Origin of the sequence: Pseudomonas sp. JL3, from assembly GCF_031570575.1 — a bacterium.
In the GTDB taxonomy this organism is placed as follows: Bacteria; Pseudomonadota; Gammaproteobacteria; order Pseudomonadales; family Pseudomonadaceae; genus Aquipseudomonas; species Aquipseudomonas cucumis.
The window spans coordinates 125512-142659 of the sequence record NZ_JAKWJK010000007.1 but is presented as its reverse complement, the minus strand read 5'-3'; the positions used below and the strand labels follow the sequence as shown (position 1 = coordinate 142659).

Genomic DNA, 17148 nt, shown 5'->3' with positions numbered 1-17148 from the left:
TTTCAAGCTTGCTTGAACTTCATCAACTTGCGCAGCAATGGCCGCCCAAGCATCAGCAAAAACACCGGGCCACCGACCACCAGATAGAAGTAATAAGTCACCGTCCGCCAGATCAGAATCGCCGCCGCCGCGGTGGATTTTCCGACCATGGGCGCCAGCAGCGCCGCCGATGTCAATTCCGCCGCCCCGGCACCGCCCGGCAACAGGCTGAACTGCCCCGCACTCAGCGACAGCATCTGGATCAGAAAACACCAAGCCCACTGCAAGTCTACGCCCAGCCCACGCAATGCCAAATACAACACGCTGTAGCGCAAGAGCCAATGCAGACAGGTCAGTGCAAACACCGCAATCAATGTCTGAAAGGGCAACTTCAGTGTGTCAGTGAACGCCGCCAGGAAGTGCAGGAGTTTTCGCGCCCAGCGCATTCGGGTGGTGCCTTTGACATTGAGACGAGCGAGCAACTGACCACTCAGACGAATCAGCGAGCGGTGGTAGCGAGCTGCTAATACGCAACTGAATAGCCCGCCGAACATCGAGAGGGCACTGACGGTCAGCAGCCATTCCATGCGCTGGCTGAGGTGCTGGAACAGTGCATAAATCAGAATCCCGCTCAGCGCGCAGAGAAAAAACAGCAGATCGCTCAACTGATCCATGGCGAACACGGCACTGCCCCTGGCCGGTCGTACGCCGTGGCGTGCCAGCAGCGCCATGATAGTCAGCGGTCCGCCACTGCCGCCGGGGGTGGCGCAGTAGGCGAATTCGGCGGACATCACCACCCCAAGGCTTTTGAAGCGACTGACCTTGTCGCGCTGATCCCCCAGCAGCAGGCGCAAGCGCTGGGTGTTGAGCATCCAGCACAGCAGAATCATGCCGAACATGATCAGCAGCCATTTCAATGGAAAGCTTTGCAACCGCGACCAGGTCTCGCCGCCGCCCAGCAACGAAGGGATCAGCACCGCAGCGAGCAGGGCGACGACCAGCAGGATCCCGCGGCTCATGCGGCGCGACCGATGGCGTCGCATTGCATTGCCAGCCAATGGGCCTTGGTCATCGGCACACGGCCCTCGTCGAGCAGACGCTTGAGAGTTTGCAGCCAATACTGACGCGAAAACTCATGGCGCATATCAACCGGATGCAGGCCGAGACGAATCACCGGCGCTTGCTGCCAGCGTTGTTCGCGCTGATCGCTGACGATTTTCGACAGGCCGCGGCGCCAGGCGCTGCGTGCGCTCCAGACCAGGCCGGGGGCATCGATCGCGGTGAAGTCCGGCAAACGATACAGATGCTGCGAATCGGTGGTGTAGCTCAGAGGTAACTGGCGCAACGCCTGGCGGGTGCCTTCGCTCATCAGCCAGGCCGGGGCGACGAAACCTTCCAGTGGCCAGTTGTAACGTTGGAATACCTCGATTCCGGTACGCAGGCGGGTGAGGGCGGCTTCCAGAGGCAGATCGTAGAATTCGGCTTCATGGGTGTAGATCCGGCGCATGAACCAGTCTCGGGGAGTGATGGGGATCGGTCCTTCATCGCAATGAAAGTAACCGTGCAGTGCCAATTCGTCGCCACGAGCGACGCGGCGGGTCAGCAAACGTCGAAACGCCGGATATGCGGCCAGGTCGTTATGTTTGTGAAAATTCGGCACCACCAGCCAGGTGATCGGCACCCCACCCAACGCGTCGACGGCTTCGACAAAGGCTTGGTAATCGGGCCAGGTTTGTGGCGCAATGTCGTGCAATACCAGTAACAGGCTGGGCGCGTTCATGGGCTCAACCATTGGCGATCAGGGGCCATTGAGTGCCGAGTACGGAGTGATAGTGCCCCAACAGGCTGTCAACCACGATATCCCAGGCGTAATGCTGCTCGACATGGCTACGGGCTTGTTTGCCTAATGCGGCACTGCCCTGACTGAACAGTTCGCGCACAGCGTTGGCCATCGCCGCTGGATTGTTCGGCGTGCAAAGCAGGCCGCATTGATCGGTGACAATTTCCTGAAAAGCCCCGGCGGCCACGGCCACCACCGGAATGCCGCTGGCCATGGCTTCGAGGACCACCAGACCAAAGGTTTCCTGATCACCGGCATGCACCAGTGCATCGGCGCTGGCCATCAAGCGCGCAACTTGCGCCGCCGGGTAGAACTCATTGAGGACGGTGACATTGCGCGGTACCAGGGTCGGCATTGACGAGCCCACCAGTAACAGGTGATAGCGACGGCCCAGACGTTTCATGCATTTGAGCAGCACCGGCAGGTTTTTTTCCTTGGATCCGCGGCCAGCGAAGATCAGCAGATGCGTATTTTCATCGATGCCCAATTCGGCCCGCAAACCTGGATCCCGTGCATTGGGGTTGAACGTTTGCAGGTCGACGCCCAGCGGTTGTACGAAAACGTTTTTCACGCCCAACCCGATCAGTTTATCGGCCATGATTTGACTCGGCGCCAGAACCCGGTCGAAGTTGCCATAAAGCTTGCTGACATAAGCTTCGATATTGGGTGTAACCCAGTTGCCCATGCGATTGCTGACCAGCAGTGGCAGGTCTGAGTGATAAAAACCGATCACCGGCACGTCGAGTTGGCGCTTGGCGTCCAAAGCAGCCCAAGCGGTCAGGTAAGGGTCGCCGACTTCAATCAGATCGGGCTGCAAATCCTGCAGGACGTTGCGCCAAGGCGCGAGACGGACGGGGAAGCGATAGCCCTTGCCAAATGGAAGGGCAGGGGCCGGAACCGTGTAGACACCGTCCTGTTCACTGAAATGAGCCCCAGGAATCAGGAGACTGTGGCGAATGCCCGGTTTAATGCCCAGACGACGGTGTTTGGCATCCAGATAAGTGCGCACGCCACCGCTGGCAGGGGCGTAGAACATGGTTATGTCAGCGATATGCACGATGAACATTCCTCCGGTCCGTTTGTTCTCCCTTGGTTGACCTATATGAAGAATAGATGTTCGGTTGGGGTTTTGCGGCGGAGGGTGTCAGCGGGTTTTTGCGGGGCTTTACAGACCGCTATCGCGAGCAGGTTCGCTCCCACACTGGATCTGTTGTGAACACATTATTTGTGAACAACGCAGATCAAATGTGGGCGCGAGCCTGCGATTGGGGCCTGTCAAACGTTCTAGATGCGGAAACTGCCTACCAATTGCTTCAATCGCGAAGCCTGCTGCTCAAGGTCCGAGCACGCACGCAACGTCGATTGCAGGTTTTCCACGCCTTCCTGGTTCAACGTGTTGATCTCGGTGATGTCCACGTTAATCGACTCAACCACTGCCGTCTGTTCCTCGGTCGCTGTGGCCACCGACTGGTTCATGCCGTCGATTTCGCCGATGCGCAACGTCACGCTGTTCAGGCGCTCGCCGGCCAGGTTGGCGATTTCCACGCTGTCTTGGCTGTGACGCTGGCTGTCGCTCATGGTGCTGACTGATTCCCGGGCGCCGACTTGCAGTTCCTCGATCATGGTCTGCACCTGTTGCGCCGACTCTTGCGTGCGGTGCGCCAGGTTGCGCACCTCGTCGGCCACCACGGCGAACCCGCGCCCGGCTTCACCGGCCCGCGCCGCTTCAATGGCCGCGTTGAGCGCCAGCAGGTTGGTTTGCTGGGAGATGCTGGTGATCACTTCGAGAATCTGCCCGATGTTCACGGTTTTGCTGTTCAGCGATTCGATGTTGGTACTCGAGGCGCTGAGCATGCTCGACAACTGATTCATCGCGGCAATGCTGCGATCCACCACTTGCTGGCCGTCTTCGGCCAGACTGCGCGCGTCGCTGGCCTGACTTGACGCTTGCGCTGCATTACGGGCGATTTCCTGGGCCGCAGCACCGAGCTGGTTGATCGCCGCCGCCACGCTGCTGGTGCGCGAGGCCTGTTGGTCGGAATTGAACATCGACGAGTTGGAGGCTGCCACTACGCGCAGGGCCACTTCGTTGACTTGGCCGGTGGCCGAGGACACTTCGCGGATCGACGTATGAATCCGTTCCACGAAACGGTTGAACGCTGTGCCTAGGATGCCGAATTCGTCCTGATTCTGGATGGTCAGGCGCTTGGTCAGGTCACCTTCACCATCAGCGATGTCTTCCATGGCGCGGGTCATGACGTGCAACGGCTGGATCAGGATGCGGATCAGCATGCCGAGCAAGGCGATGATGATGGCGACGGCAATCACTGTCGCGACGACCGCCGAGGCGCGGAATTCGCTGAGCATCGAGAAGGCTTTGTCTTTATCCACCGACAGGCCGATGTACCAATTGACCGAGGACAGGCCTTTGATTGGGGTGAATGTGACGATGCGGGTCTTGCCGTCGACGTCGATTTCACTGAGTTCGCTGCTGATGCGCGGGGTGGTTTTCGGATACGCCTCGCTCAGGGACTTCATCGCCAGGGCTTTGTCCGGGTGAACCAGGATCTTGCCATCGGCGCTGATCAGAAAGGCATAACCCATGCCGTCGAAATCCAGCGCGTTGAGGCTGTCGGCGATCACCTGCAAGCTCAGGTCGCCCCCGACCACGCCGATGCTTTGACCGTCCTTGAGCACACTGTTGACGATGGAAATGACCAACTGGCCGGACGCGAGATCGATGTACGGTTCGGTCAGTGCCGAGCCGCCGGTGCTTTGGGCGCTCTTGTACCAAGGCCGGACGCGAGGGTCATAGCCGTCGGGCATCTTGCTGTCAGGGCGGATGATGAAGGTGCCATCCTTGTTGCCCAGATAGGCGCCCATGAAGGTCGAGGTCACGGCCTTCTGCTCAAGTAGTTTGGAGACATTGCCGGTGTCAGCGTTCAGGGCGACGTTTTGTGACAGGTTTTCGATCAGCAGGCTGCGTCCGGCCAGCCAGGTCTGTATGTTGTTGGCTGTCACGCTGCCCATTTCTTGCAGATAGTTGTCTAGATCGTTGCGTATCGCATTGCGCTGCAAATAGTCGTTGTACAGTGTGAACGAGGCGAAGGCAGCAATAACGATGAGGGCGGCGGCAAGCAGTATTTTATGGCTGAAGCGTAGATTTTTATTCATGGCTTGGGGGTCCGCTAAAGTCTTAATGTCCAGGGCGTGCTTTTATAAAGGCGCGCAAAATGGGCAGGGTTGAACGTAAGCTGATATGTCCGCCTCTCCTTGGGGGATTACCGACGCTATTTTCAGTCTGGTCTCTCGCTTGTTATCGGCCATGAAGGATCAAAGATTAACCATGGGTGACAAAATGCCTGACTCGTTGCAACTCGTTATCGGCGCCGACCTCGCGGGCCAATCTGTCACTCAGGCCATGCGCCTGGCGAATCGTCACGGGCTGGTGGCGGGCGCTACCGGGACCGGTAAAACCGTCACCTTGCAGCGCCTGGCCGAAGCCTTCAGCGATGCCGGCGTGGCGGTGTTCGCGGCAGACATCAAAGGCGACCTGTGCGGCCTGGGCGCCGCCGGCAACCCTCAAGGCAAGGTCGCGGAGCGGATCGCCGGGATGCCCTGGCTGAACCATAAGCCTCAGGCGTATCCGGTGACCCTGTGGGACATTAACGGTCAGTCCGGTCATCCACTGCGTACCACCTTGAGCGAAATGGGTCCGTTGTTGCTCGGTAGCCTGCTCGAACTGACCGACAGTCAGCAGTCGGCGTTATATGCCGCGTTCAAGGTGGCCGACCGCGAAGGGTTGTTGCTGCTGGATTTGAAGGATCTGAAGGCGCTGCTCAATCACCTGCGCGACAGCCCCCAATTGCTGGGGGATGACGCGGCGCTGATGACCACCGGTTCCAGCCAGGCGCTGTTGCGCCGTCTGGCGACGCTGGAACAGCAGGGCGCTGAAGCGTTGTTCGGCGAACCGGCGCTGCAACTGGAAGACATGTTGCAGCCGGCCGTAGATGGTCGCGGGCGCATTCACTTGCTCGATGCCAGTCGTCTGGTGCACGAAGCGCCGAAGGTCTATGCAACGTTCCTGCTGTGGTTGTTGGCCGAATTGTTCGAGCAACTGCCAGAGCGCGGCGATGCCGAGAAACCGCTGTTGGCGCTGTTTTTCGACGAAGCGCACTTGTTGTTCGCCGGTACGCCCAAGGCATTGCAGGAGCGTCTGGAACAAGTGGTGCGACTGATTCGCTCGAAAGGCGTGGGGGTGTATTTCGTCACCCAATCGCCAGGCGACTTGCCGGACGATGTGCTGGCTCAACTGGGCCTGCGCATTCAGCACGGTTTGCGTGCATTTACCGCCAAAGAACAGAAATCCCTGCGTGCGGTGGCCGACGGTTTCCGGCCGAACCCGGCGTTCGATGCCTTGTCGGTGTTGACGGAGTTGGGGATCGGCGAGGCGCTGGTCGGCACCTTGCAAGACAAGGGCACGCCGGGGATGGTCCAGCGTGTATTGGTTGCACCGCCGCAATCGCGGATCGGGCCGCTGACCGAAACCGAACGCACCGTGCTGATCGCCGGTTCGCCGTTCAAGGGGCGTTATGACAAACCGGTCGATCGCGAATCGGCTTATGAAGTGCTGATGGGGCGCAAAGGTCTGGCGCCGGATCCTGAAGCCGCACCGGGTAAACCTGCACCTGAAGAGCCGAGTTTCACCGAACAGGCCGGGGAATTCCTTGGTACGGCAGCTGGGCAGGCGTTGAAATCAGCCATGCGACAGGCGGCGAATCAATTGGGCCGACAATTGGTGCGCGGGTTGATGGGCTCATTGCTTGGCGGCAGCAAACGTCGCTAAGAACCTGTGATTGAACATAACCCCCGCGTAGGAGCGAGGCTTGCCCGCGAGCTTTTGGCGGCCTCAAGGGCCTCTTCGCGGGCAAGCCTCGCTCCTACGGAGTATGTGTCAATTTCAGGTTTTGGGTTTGGCGTGAGCCGCCAGGCGTTCGAGGGCCGCCCGCAGATTCGGGTCGGTAATACCGTCAGCCGTCGCCTGAATGGTCGCCGCCGCATCGGTCGACAAATTTATCGTATGCCCCGCAGCCCCTTGCTGAACGGTAGGCGGTTGAACCTTGAACAGAATCCGCGTCAGGCTGGCGAACTCGTCGAACAGCTGTAACTGCCGTTGCAGACGCTTTTGTTGATAACGCAGGCGGGTGGCCCAGTGACCGTCGGTGACAATCAGCAATAAACTGCCTTCACGCCACGACGCCACATGGCAGTGCTCGCGGGCAGCCGGCTGCAACTGACTTTCCACCAGCCGTTGTAAATGACCCAGGCGTTGAGCGTGGCCAAAGATGGCTTTCAGCGGTTTGGCTTCGCGAAGCAGAACGGCGGGTGCTCTGGCCGTGAGAGGGCGAAATGCCATGATTGAACACCTGAAGTAACAGAACGGCCATGGTAACAGAAAGCCCCCGCTGCCCCCGACCCATTGCTTTGCGAGCGCTTTACCCATTAAATCAACGAGTAACTTGTGCCCTCGATGGGTTGAAGTTCAGCAAAAAGCCCTTATTTTAAGTGAGCCCCGTCACAGCGCAGTGCATGCATCGTGGAACAACGCCACTTTCCTCACCATCGTTTCCGGGTAGAATGCTCGTTCGCATGCGGCCGTGAGGGCTGCACGGGCGACTCACGGGGCCGCCCTCCATCCCTTTAGTGTGGAAGATCCTGCCGATATGTTTGCGCCTTTGTTAAAGAAACTTTTTGGAAGCAAGAACGAGCGTGAAGTCAAACGCATGCTCAAGACGGTGCAGCTCGTCAATGCCTTCGAAGAGCAAATGGTAGCCCTTTCGGACGATCAATTGCGTGCCAAGACCGACGAGTTCAAGGCCCGCCTCGCCAAAGGGGAAACCCTCGACAAACTGCTGCCAGAAGCCTTTGCGGTCGCCCGCGAAGCCGGTAAGCGTGTCATGGGTATGCGCCACTTCGATGTCCAGCTGATCGGCGGCATGACCTTGCATGAAGGCATGATCGCGGAAATGCGTACCGGTGAAGGCAAGACCCTGGTGGCAACACTGGGCGTTTACCTCAACGCGCTGTCCGGCAAGGGCGTGCACGTTGTGACGGTGAACGACTACCTGGCCCGTCGTGACGCCAACTGGATGCGTCCGCTTTACGAATTCCTCGGCATGACGGTCGGCGTGGTCACCCCATTCCAGCCGCCGGAAGAGAAGCGCGCCGCTTACGCCGCCGACATCACCTACGGCACCAACAACGAATTCGGTTTCGACTACCTGCGCGACAACATGGCGTTCAGCATGGAAGAAAAATTCCAGCGCGAACTCAATTTTGCCGTGATCGACGAAGTCGACTCCATCCTCATCGACGAAGCCCGTACCCCGCTGATCATCTCTGGTCAGGCCGAGGACAGCTCCAAGCTGTACATCGAGATCAACAAACTGATCCCGCAGCTGGAATTGCACGTTGAAGAAGTCGAAGGCGAAGTCACCAAGGCTGGCCACTACACCGTGGACGAGAAGACCCGTCAGGTCGAACTGAACGAAGCCGGTCACCAGTTCATCGAAGACATGCTGACCCGCGTCGGCCTGCTGGCTGAAGGCGAGAGCCTGTATTCGGCGCACAACCTCGGTCTGCTGACCCACGTTTATGCCGGCCTGCGCGCGCACAAACTGTTCAATCGCAACGTCGAATACATCGTGCAGGACGGTCAGGTCGTGCTGGTCGACGAACATACCGGCCGTACCATGCCGGGGCGCCGTTTGTCCGAAGGCCTGCACCAGGCCATCGAAGCCAAGGAAAACCTGAACATCCAGGCCGAGAGCCAGACCCTGGCGTCGACTACGTTCCAGAACTACTTCCGTCTGTACAACAAGCTGTCCGGCATGACCGGTACCGCGGACACCGAAGCGTTCGAATTCCACCAGATCTATGGCCTGCAGGTCATGGTCATCCCGCCGAACAAACCGTTGGCGCGTAAAGACTACAACGACCTGGTGTTCCTGACCGCCGAAGAGAAATACGCGGCGATCATCAACGACATCAAGGAGTGCATGACTCAGGGCCGTCCGGTGCTGGTGGGTACCGCTACCATCGAAACGTCCGAGCACATGTCCAGCCTGCTCGTGAAGGAAGGCATCGAACACAAGGTTCTGAACGCCAAGTTCCACGAAAAAGAAGCCGAAATCATCGCTCAGGCCGGTCGTCCGGGCGCGCTGACCATCGCCACCAACATGGCCGGTCGTGGTACCGACATCCTGTTGGGCGGTAACTGGGAAGTGGAAGTGGCTTCGCTGGAAAACCCGACCCCTGAGCAGATTGCCCAGATCAAGGCCGACTGGCAGAAACGTCACCAGCAAGTGCTGGAGTCGGGTGGCTTGCAGGTGATCGCTTCCGAACGTCACGAATCGCGCCGTATCGACAACCAGTTGCGTGGTCGCGCCGGTCGTCAGGGCGACGCCGGTTCCAGCCGTTTCTACCTGTCGCTGGAAGACAGCCTGATGCGCATCTTCGCCTCTGACCGGGTGAAGAACTTCATGAAGGCGCTGGGCATGCAGTCCGGTGAAGCGATCGAGCACCGCATGGTGACCAACGCCATCGAGAAGGCTCAGCGCAAGGTTGAAGGCCGTAACTTCGACATTCGTAAACAACTGCTCGAGTTCGACGACGTCAACAACGAACAACGTAAAGTGATCTATCACATGCGTAACAGTTTGTTGGCCGCCGACAACATTGGCGAAACCATCGCCGATTTCCGCCAGGACGTGCTCAACGCAACCGTCAGCGCGCACATTCCACCGCAGTCGCTGCCAGAGCAGTGGGACGTGGCCGGTCTGGAAGCGGCGTTGCAGAGCGACTTCGGTGTGGCGCTGCCGATCCAGCAATGGCTCGACGAAGACGATCACCTGTATGAAGAAACCCTGCGCGAGAAGCTGATGAACGAGCTGATCGCCGCGTACAACGAGAAAGAAGACCAGGCCGGTGCCGAAGCACTGCGCACCTTCGAGAAGCAAATCGTTCTGCGCGTACTGGACGACCTGTGGAAAGACCACCTGTCGACCATGGATCACTTGCGTCACGGCATTCACTTGCGTGGTTATGCGCAGAAGAACCCGAAGCAGGAATACAAGCGCGAGTCCTTCACCTTGTTCTCCGAGTTGCTGGATTCGATCAAACGCGATTCGATCCGCGTGCTGTCGCACGTTCAGGTTCGCCGCGAAGATCCGATCGAAGAAGAAGCTCGCCTGCGCCAGGAAGCCGAGGCACTGGCTGCGCGCCTGCAGTTCCAGCACGACGAAGCCCCTGGCCTGGAGCACCCGGAAGTGTTGGGTGAAGAGGTCGATGTAGCCCTCGCCACCGCACCGGTGCGCAACGAGCAGAAGCTGGGCCGTAACGAGCTGTGCTACTGCGGTTCGGGCAAGAAGTACAAGCATTGCCACGGGCAGATCCAGTAAACCCGTTTCATACGCTGAAATACCCGCGCCGCGACCGGCTTATGCCGTCGCGGCGTTTTGCCATTTAAACCACCGCGCCACGTTAAAAGAACGGGGAAATGACGGTGCAGACACTACTTTTTAAGGAGCGCATTCATGGCTGTTGGTCTTGGTCCTTTGCCCACGTTGCACCCGGTTGCCGGTTTTGAACTCGGTATCGCCTCGGCCGGCATCAAGCGCCCGGGGCGCAAGGATGTCGTGGTCATGCGCTGTGCCGAAGGCTCCACAGTGGCGGGCGTGTTCACCCTGAACGCCTTTTGCGCCGCGCCTGTTATCCTGGCCAAGCAACGCGTGCAAGGCCCGGTGCGTTACCTGCTGACCAACACCGGCAATGCCAACGCCGGCACCGGCGAACCAGGTCTGGCGGCCGCCGAGCGCACCTGCGCCAAACTGGCTGAGCTGACTGGCGTCGATGCAAGCCTGGTGCTGCCGTACTCCACCGGTGTGATCGGTGAGCCGCTGCCGGTCGAAAAAATCGAAGGCGCGCTGCAAGCCGCCCTCGACGATCTGTCGGTGAATAACTGGGAAGCCGCTGCTACCGGCATCATGACCACCGACACCCTGCCCAAGGGTGCCAGCCGCCAGTTCCAGCATGACGGCGTGACCATCACCGTCACCGGTATCAGCAAAGGTGCGGGCATGATCCGCCCGAACATGGCGACCATGCTCGGCTACATCGCCACCGACGCCAAAGTCTCCCGCGATGTGCTGCAAAACCTGCTGCTGGACGGCGCCAACAAGTCGTTCAACCGCATCACCATCGACGGCGACACCTCGACCAACGACTGCTGCATGCTGATCGCCACCGGTCAGGCAGCTCTGCCGGAAATCACCGAAGCCAGCGGCCCGCTGTTCGCTTTGCTCAAACAAGCGGTGTTAGAAGTCTGCATGGACGTGGCCCAGGCCATCGTGCGCGATGGTGAAGGCGCGACCAAGTTTGTCACTGTGGAAGTCAACGGCGGCGGCAACCACCAGGAGTGCCTGGACGTCGGTTACACCGTGGCTCACTCGCCGCTGATCAAGACCGCGTTGTTCGCCTCCGACCCGAACTGGGGCCGCATTCTGGCCGCCGTGGGCCGTGCTGGCGTACCGAACCTGGACGTGAGCAAGATCGACGTGTTCCTTGGCGACGTGTGCATCGCCAGCCGTGGCGCTCGCTCTGCCACCTACACCGAAGCCCAGGGCGCGGCGGTGATGCAGCAGGAAGAAATCACCATCCGCATCGAACTGGGTCGCGGCGATTGCAGCGAAACCATCTGGACCACTGACCTGTCCCACGAATACGTGAAGATCAACGCTGAGTACCGTACTTAAGACTGCGTCGACCCTATCGCGGGCAAGCCCGCTCCCACAGGTTCAGTGGTGTGCACAAGCATTGTGTACGGCGCGATCCCTGTAGGACCGAGGCTTGCCCGCGAAGACGGACCACCAGACGTTAAAGATTCTGGCTGTACTCTTATCAAAAGGTCCCGAACATGAGCCTCCACCTGATCATCGGCGACAAACTGTATTCCTCCTGGTCCCTGCGCGCCGCCCTGGCTCTGGAGCTGACCGGCGAGCCCTACACCGAAGAACTGATCAAGCTGAACCAGCCGGACACTCGCGAGCGCGTGCTCAAGCATTCGCCGACCGGTAAAGTCCCATTGCTGAAAACCGAACACGGCACCATCGCCGATTCCCTGGCGATTGCCGAGTACCTGGCCGAACAATTCCCCGACGCCGGCCTCTGGCCCAAAGACACTGCCGCCCGTGCTCAGGCGCGTTCGGCGTGCGCGCAGATGCACAGCGGTTTTTTCGCCATGCGCGGCAACATGCCGTTTGACCTGAGCCACGATGCGCCACTGTCGCCGACCCCGCCTGAGGTTCAGGCTGAAATCCAGCGCATGCTAGCGTTGTGGGCTGAATGTCGTGCCGTCGCGACTGAAACCGGTCCGTTCCTGTTTGGCGGTGCGACCCTGGCCGATGCGTTTTTTGCACCGATCGCCGTACGCCTGCGCACCTATCAGGTAAAACTGCCCGAGGCCGACGCGGCCTATGTCGAAACCATCTACCAATGGCCGGCCTTCAAGGCTTGGCGGAAGGCGGGTCTGGAGGAAATAGAGCGGTGAAACGAGTCCATGTAGCAGCCGCGGTTATTCGCGATAGCAACGGTAAAATCCTCATTGCCCGGCGTGCCGACACCCAGCATCAGGGCGGTTTGTGGGAGTTCCCCGGTGGCAAGGTCGAGGATGACGAATCCGTCGAAACGGCCCTGGCTCGCGAGCTTCACGAAGAGCTGGGCATCGTGGTCACTACTGCGCGACCGATGATCAAAGTCCGCCACGACTACCCGGATAAACAGGTGTTGCTGGATGTCTGGGAAGTCTCGGCGTTTACCGGCGACCCCCATGGCGCCGAAGGTCAGCCTTTGGCTTGGGTGACCGCGCGGGAACTGGTGGACTACGACTTCCCGGCCGCCAACCAGCCGATCGTCGCCGCTGCCCGCTTGCCCGGCGACTACCTGATCACCCCGGAGGGCCTGGAAACCCCGGCCTTGCTGCGCGGTATCCAGAAAGCCATCGCTGGCGGCATCAAGCTGATTCAGTTGCGCGCGCCTAATGGCTACGACCCGCAATACCGCGATCTGGCGGTGGACGCGGCGGGGCTGTGTGCCGGCAAGGCGCAGTTGATGATCAAGGGACCATTTGAATGGCTGGGGGACTTTCCGTCCGCTGGGTGGCACATCACGTCGGCACAGTTGCGCAAGTACGCGGCGGCCGGGCGTCCGCTACCGGCTTCGCGTTGGTTGGCGGCGTCTTGTCACAACGCTGAAGAACTGGCGTTGGCCGAGCAGATGGGCGTGGACTTTGTGACCCTGTCGCCGGTGCAGCCGACCCAGACTCACCCAGATGCGCTGCCATTGGGTTGGGAGCAGGCTTCGACTCTGATCGAGGGCTTCAGCAAGCCGGTGTTTTTGCTCGGTGGGGTGGGGCCGGCGGAGCGGCAAAAAGCCTGGGAAGCGGGGGCGCAGGGTGTGGCGGGGATTCGGGCGTTTTGGCCTGAGGCATAGCACCCGATCATTCCCACGCTCTGCGTGGGAATGCTTCCCCGGACGCTTTGCGTCCGCTCTTGGGACGCGGAGCGTCCCTTGCTGCATTCCCACGCGGAGCGTGGGAACGATCACTTAACCTCGGGCTTGGCCGCAGGCTGCCACAAAATCTCGGCAATCCCCTGACGCTTGGCAATCAACCGTGCCGCCACAAACAACAAATCCGATAACCGATTGATATACGCCAGCCCAACCCCGGCCAGCGGCTCAATCGCATTCAACTGCTGACAGCGTCGCTCGGCACTGCGTGCCAGGCAACGGCATACGTGGGCCTGGGCAATCAGTGCCGAGCCGCCGGGCAGAATGAAGTTTTCCAGCGGCCCCAACTCTTCATTCCACACATCAATCGCCGCTTCCAGGCGCTCGACTTCTGCTGTGTTCAGTGCCTGATACACCGGCATCGCCAGTTCGCCACCCAAGTCGAACAACCGATGTTGGCAGGGCGCCAACACCTCGATCACTTCGTTCAACCCCGGATACGTATCACTTTGTGCCGCCAACCCCGCCAACAGCACGCCCACCTGGCTGTTCAGCGTATCGACCTCGCCAATGGCCTCGATGCGCGGATGGTCCTTGGGCACGCGGCGGTCATCGCCGAGCCCGGTTTCGCCTTTGTCGCCAGTGCGGGTGTAAATCTTCGACAAGCGAAAGCCCATGGTTACCTCGACAGCTGATTGAGTTCTTGAGAAACCACCGGAGTACCCGACAACGGCAGGCGCAAGGTGAAACAGGTACCTTGGCCCGGCGTCGATTGCACTTCCATCTGGCCTTTGTGGTTGTTGGTGATGATGAAGTACGAGACCGACAGTCCAAGGCCGGTGCCCTGACCGATTTCCTTGGTGGTGAAGAACGGCTCGAACGTACGTTTGCGCACGTTCTCGCTCATGCCGATGCCGTTGTCCTCGACCTGAATTTCCGCCCAGGGCGGATTCAGTTTTGTACGCAGAATGATCCGCCCCGGTTCGCGGTCGTCGGTACGCTGGTGAATGGCTTGCGCGGCGTTTTTCAGCAAGTTGAGCAGCACTTGTTCCAGTTCGTTGGCGGTGCCGGGCACCGGGCCCAGTGCTGGATCGAACTGCCGAATGATCGCCTGACCCTTGAAGTCGAAGCCGATGGCCAAGTCGAAGTCGTTGCCGGCGATTTCCACCGCTTGATCGATCAACGCCGGCAAATCGCAGGGAGCCATCTGCCGGGTACTGCGGCGGCTGAAGCTGAGCATGTGCGTCACGATTTTTGCCGCCCGGGCGCCGGCCTGTTGAATGCCATCGAGTAACTGCGGCACTTCGCGAGCTTTCAAGTACTGGTTGACCGTTTCCAGCTCGATGCCCAGTTGCTCGGCTTGTTCGAGGTTTTTCGGCAGATCGGGTGACAGGCGCCGACGAATGTTCTGCACGTTGTGCAAGATTGCGCCCAGTGGATTATTGATCTCGTGGGCCATGCCAGCGGCGAGGCCACCGACCGAGAGCATTTTCTCCGACTGCACCATCATTTCTTCCAGGGACAGACGCTGAGTGATGTCGTCGATCCGGATCACCACGCCGCGCCCGGCACCGCCCATCAACGGATAAAACGTCAGGGCGTAATGCCGGGGCTCGTCGTCCTTGAGCCAGGTAACACGTTCGATCTTCGCCACCGTGTGCTGCTCGACGGTTTGCCTGAGTTGCGGCAGGAATGGCTTGAGCGGTTCGAAGGCAAGGAAGATCGGTTGGTTCAAGGCTTCGTCCAGGCGCGTGCCGGACAAAGCGCTGGCTTCCTGATTCCATTGGGTCACGTAGAGCTGCTCGTCGAGGGCGATCAGGGCCGACGGCATGGAGTCGATGATGCTGTTGAGGTAGTTCTGGAAGCCGGTGAGTTTTTTCTCGATCTTGCTGCGCACCTGAACTTCCAGTTCCAGCTTGCGGTTGGTGTGGCGGGTTTCTTCGGCCAGCCCCTGGGCTTGATCGTAAGCGGCTTGGGAATCGTCGCGGGCGCGCTTGAGCTGCTGCTCACGGGCTTCGATGCGCGAGAGCATGGTGTTGAACGCTTCGGCGAGGCTACCGATTTCGTCGTGGTTGCCGCGGGAGGCGCGCAGGGCATAGTTCTCTTCCCGGGTGACTTGCCGGGACAACTCTTCGAGCTGATGGATCGGCCGGGTAATCAGGCGTTTGATCTGCCGGGCGATCACCAGCCACAACAGCACACTGAAAATCAGAATCCCCAGACTGGCGGTCAGGGTCCCGGTGTAGAACGCCATCGGCAACTCGCTGCTGGCCACCAGCAGCAAATGCCCAGGCGCAGTGCCGGGGCGGGGCAGGGTGATCACTTGGTTGCTGCGAAACTCCGTGGCTTGCCAAGCCTCGAGGTGCCGGTAATGCTCCGGCAGGTCCAGCTTGTCGCCGTGTTGCAATTGGGCCAGACGCACACCCTTACCGTCATAGAGCGCTGCTGCCCGCAGCGGTGTGTAGCTGCTGAGTTCGTTGAGCAGGCGCTCGGCGGTTTGCGGCGACTTCAGGGCTTCGGAGATCAGGCTGGGGTTGGACACCAGTCGGCCGATGGTCTGCAAGGCCTGGGGGGCCATGCTTTCCTGGGAGATGTAATAGGCGGCGCTGATAAAGGTCAGGTTGGCGACCAGCAAAACGGTGGTCAACAGCACCAGCAGGGCGGCCAGCAGTTTCTGGCCGACTGGAAGGTTTTCAAGGCGCTGGCGCAATGGCATCAGGTTTATCGCTGAAAAGGAACAAGTGGCCAGCGTAGCCGCTGCTCAGTCGCTGGGCAATCCAAGGCTGCGCAGATGAACGATCAGGCGCTGCTGCAATTGATTGAGGTGGGGCAGGTTCAGCTGATGCCGCGACGCGACTTTGCAGGCATGGCCCAACAGGTAATTGATTTCAGTGCGGCGCTGATTCGCGACGTCCTGGTACATCGAGGAAAAATTGGCGGCAGTGGCCTGGATCACCCGTTCGACTTCCTCCTGGAGGTTTTGCGCCGCTGCCGGCTGGCCGCAGTGTTCCAGCAGCTCGGTGAGCTCGGCGCAAAGGGTGGCGACTTCGCAATGATGCTGCTGCAAACCGCCGTTGCGGCATTCGTGCAGCACGGTCAGCGGGTTGATCGCACAATTGAGCGCCAGTTTTCGCCACAGCCTTGTGAGAATGTCCGTGCTCCACTCATGGGGAATACCGGCGGCGCCCAAGTCCTCCAGCCAGATCGGCGCCACCGGGTGGCCGGCATCCCCCAGCCAGGTGTAGCCATGACCGGCGAACACCACACGCCAGTCGCCATCGCGAAATGCTCCTTCGGTGCTGGAGGCGAAGATGCAGCGCGCCTGAGGCACCTGCGCGGCAACCGCGTCCTGACTACCGAGACCGTTCTGCAGCAGGATCAGTTCGGCGTCGGGTGTCAGACGATGAGCAAGCCGGGCGACGGCTTTTTCGGCGTCGTAGGCTTTGCAGGCCACCAGTAGACGGCTGATGGGCTCGTCGCTGTCGGCTGTTTCGCCGGGCACCGGATACAGCTGCGTTTCGCCGTGTTCGACCAGCGTCAAACCGCCCGCCGCTTGATAGGCCTGCAAGCGTGTCGCGTCCCGCACGATCAGCCTGACCGGCACATCCGCCCGCGCCAGACGCGTGGCCCAAAGGGTGCCGAGGCTGCCAGCGCCCAGAATATGCCAAGGGATAGACATCAGCTTTTTGCTCGGTTTGACGCTGGCATGTGAGGCTCGCAGTATCGGTTGGAAAAGACCCGTTATAATGAGCCCGATTTTAACC

The 17148-nt window shown here is 60.0% G+C and carries 13 protein-coding genes; 5 read left to right on the top strand and 8 right to left on the bottom strand.

Annotated elements, in window-relative coordinates:
- Window positions 1-2: 2 nt before the first annotated feature.
- The 4 genes from MMG91_RS14850 to MMG91_RS14835 all read right to left on the bottom strand — a co-directional run bounded on the left by MMG91_RS14850 (window position 3) and on the right by MMG91_RS14835 (window position 4993).
- Window positions 3-998: a lysylphosphatidylglycerol synthase transmembrane domain-containing protein gene (locus tag MMG91_RS14850; protein ID WP_310660011.1), complete on the bottom strand. Its 996-nt coding sequence runs from the start codon at window positions 996-998 to the stop codon at window positions 3-5.
- Window positions 995-1771 carry a polysaccharide deacetylase family protein gene (locus tag MMG91_RS14845; protein WP_310660010.1) on the bottom strand — a complete coding sequence of 259 codons (777 nt, stop codon included), beginning with the start codon at window positions 1769-1771 and terminating at the stop codon, window positions 995-997. The genes MMG91_RS14850 and MMG91_RS14845 overlap by 4 nt, the downstream gene beginning before the upstream one ends.
- Window positions 1764-2885: a glycosyltransferase family 1 protein gene (locus tag MMG91_RS14840; RefSeq protein ID WP_305446627.1), complete on the bottom strand. Its 1122-nt coding sequence runs from the start codon at window positions 2883-2885 to the stop codon at window positions 1764-1766. The genes MMG91_RS14845 and MMG91_RS14840 overlap by 8 nt, the downstream gene beginning before the upstream one ends.
- A 218-nt stretch (window positions 2886-3103) precedes the next feature.
- Window positions 3104-4993, bottom strand: a complete 1890-nt coding sequence (locus tag MMG91_RS14835; protein WP_310660009.1) for a methyl-accepting chemotaxis protein — start codon at window positions 4991-4993, stop codon at window positions 3104-3106.
- A gap of 184 nt (window positions 4994-5177) precedes the next feature.
- Between MMG91_RS14835 and MMG91_RS14830 the strand changes: the two genes are divergently transcribed.
- The gene (locus MMG91_RS14830) at window positions 5178-6665 is read left to right on the top strand and encodes a helicase HerA-like domain-containing protein (RefSeq protein ID WP_310660068.1); all 1488 of its coding nucleotides are present in this window, start codon (window positions 5178-5180) and stop codon (window positions 6663-6665) included.
- Between the two features lie 114 nt (window positions 6666-6779).
- On the opposite strand, the gene MMG91_RS14825 is transcribed toward MMG91_RS14830, so the two are convergent.
- Window positions 6780-7235, bottom strand: coding sequence for a DUF721 domain-containing protein (locus tag MMG91_RS14825; RefSeq protein WP_007906612.1), 456 nt, complete (start codon window positions 7233-7235; stop codon window positions 6780-6782).
- 307 nt (window positions 7236-7542) lie between these two features.
- Between MMG91_RS14825 and secA the strand changes: the two genes are divergently transcribed.
- The 4 genes from secA to MMG91_RS14805 all read left to right on the top strand — a co-directional run bounded on the left by secA (window position 7543) and on the right by MMG91_RS14805 (window position 13366).
- Complete coding sequence (secA, locus tag MMG91_RS14820) at window positions 7543-10278, top strand: preprotein translocase subunit SecA (RefSeq protein WP_310660008.1); 2736 nt, start codon at window positions 7543-7545, stop codon at window positions 10276-10278.
- Window positions 10279-10413: 135 nt separating this feature from the next.
- Window positions 10414-11631 carry a bifunctional glutamate N-acetyltransferase/amino-acid acetyltransferase ArgJ gene (argJ, locus tag MMG91_RS14815; RefSeq protein WP_310660007.1) on the top strand — a complete coding sequence of 406 codons (1218 nt, stop codon included), beginning with the start codon at window positions 10414-10416 and terminating at the stop codon, window positions 11629-11631.
- Window positions 11632-11792: 161 nt separating this feature from the next.
- Complete coding sequence (locus MMG91_RS14810; protein ID WP_310660006.1) at window positions 11793-12425, top strand: glutathione S-transferase family protein; 633 nt, start codon at window positions 11793-11795, stop codon at window positions 12423-12425.
- Window positions 12422-13366 (top strand): Nudix family hydrolase, encoded by a 945-nt coding sequence (locus MMG91_RS14805; RefSeq protein ID WP_305503019.1) that lies wholly within the window; start codon window positions 12422-12424, stop codon window positions 13364-13366. Before MMG91_RS14810 ends, MMG91_RS14805 begins: the two co-directional genes overlap by 4 nt.
- A gap of 110 nt (window positions 13367-13476) precedes the next feature.
- On the opposite strand, the gene MMG91_RS14800 is transcribed toward MMG91_RS14805, so the two are convergent.
- Genes MMG91_RS14800 through MMG91_RS14790 form a run of 3 tightly spaced genes read right to left on the bottom strand, consistent with a single transcriptional unit; the run spans window position 13477 to window position 17063 of the window.
- On the bottom strand, window positions 13477-14061 hold the full coding sequence (locus MMG91_RS14800; protein WP_310660005.1) for a cob(I)yrinic acid a,c-diamide adenosyltransferase: 585 nt from the start codon (window positions 14059-14061) through the stop codon (window positions 13477-13479).
- A 2-nt stretch (window positions 14062-14063) separates the two neighbouring features.
- The gene (locus MMG91_RS14795) at window positions 14064-16100 is read right to left on the bottom strand and encodes an ATP-binding protein (RefSeq protein ID WP_310660004.1); all 2037 of its coding nucleotides are present in this window, start codon (window positions 16098-16100) and stop codon (window positions 14064-14066) included.
- Window positions 16101-16145: 45 nt separating this feature from the next.
- Complete coding sequence (locus MMG91_RS14790; protein WP_310660003.1) at window positions 16146-17063, bottom strand: putative 2-dehydropantoate 2-reductase; 918 nt, start codon at window positions 17061-17063, stop codon at window positions 16146-16148.
- Between the last annotated feature and the right edge of the window lie 85 nt (window positions 17064-17148).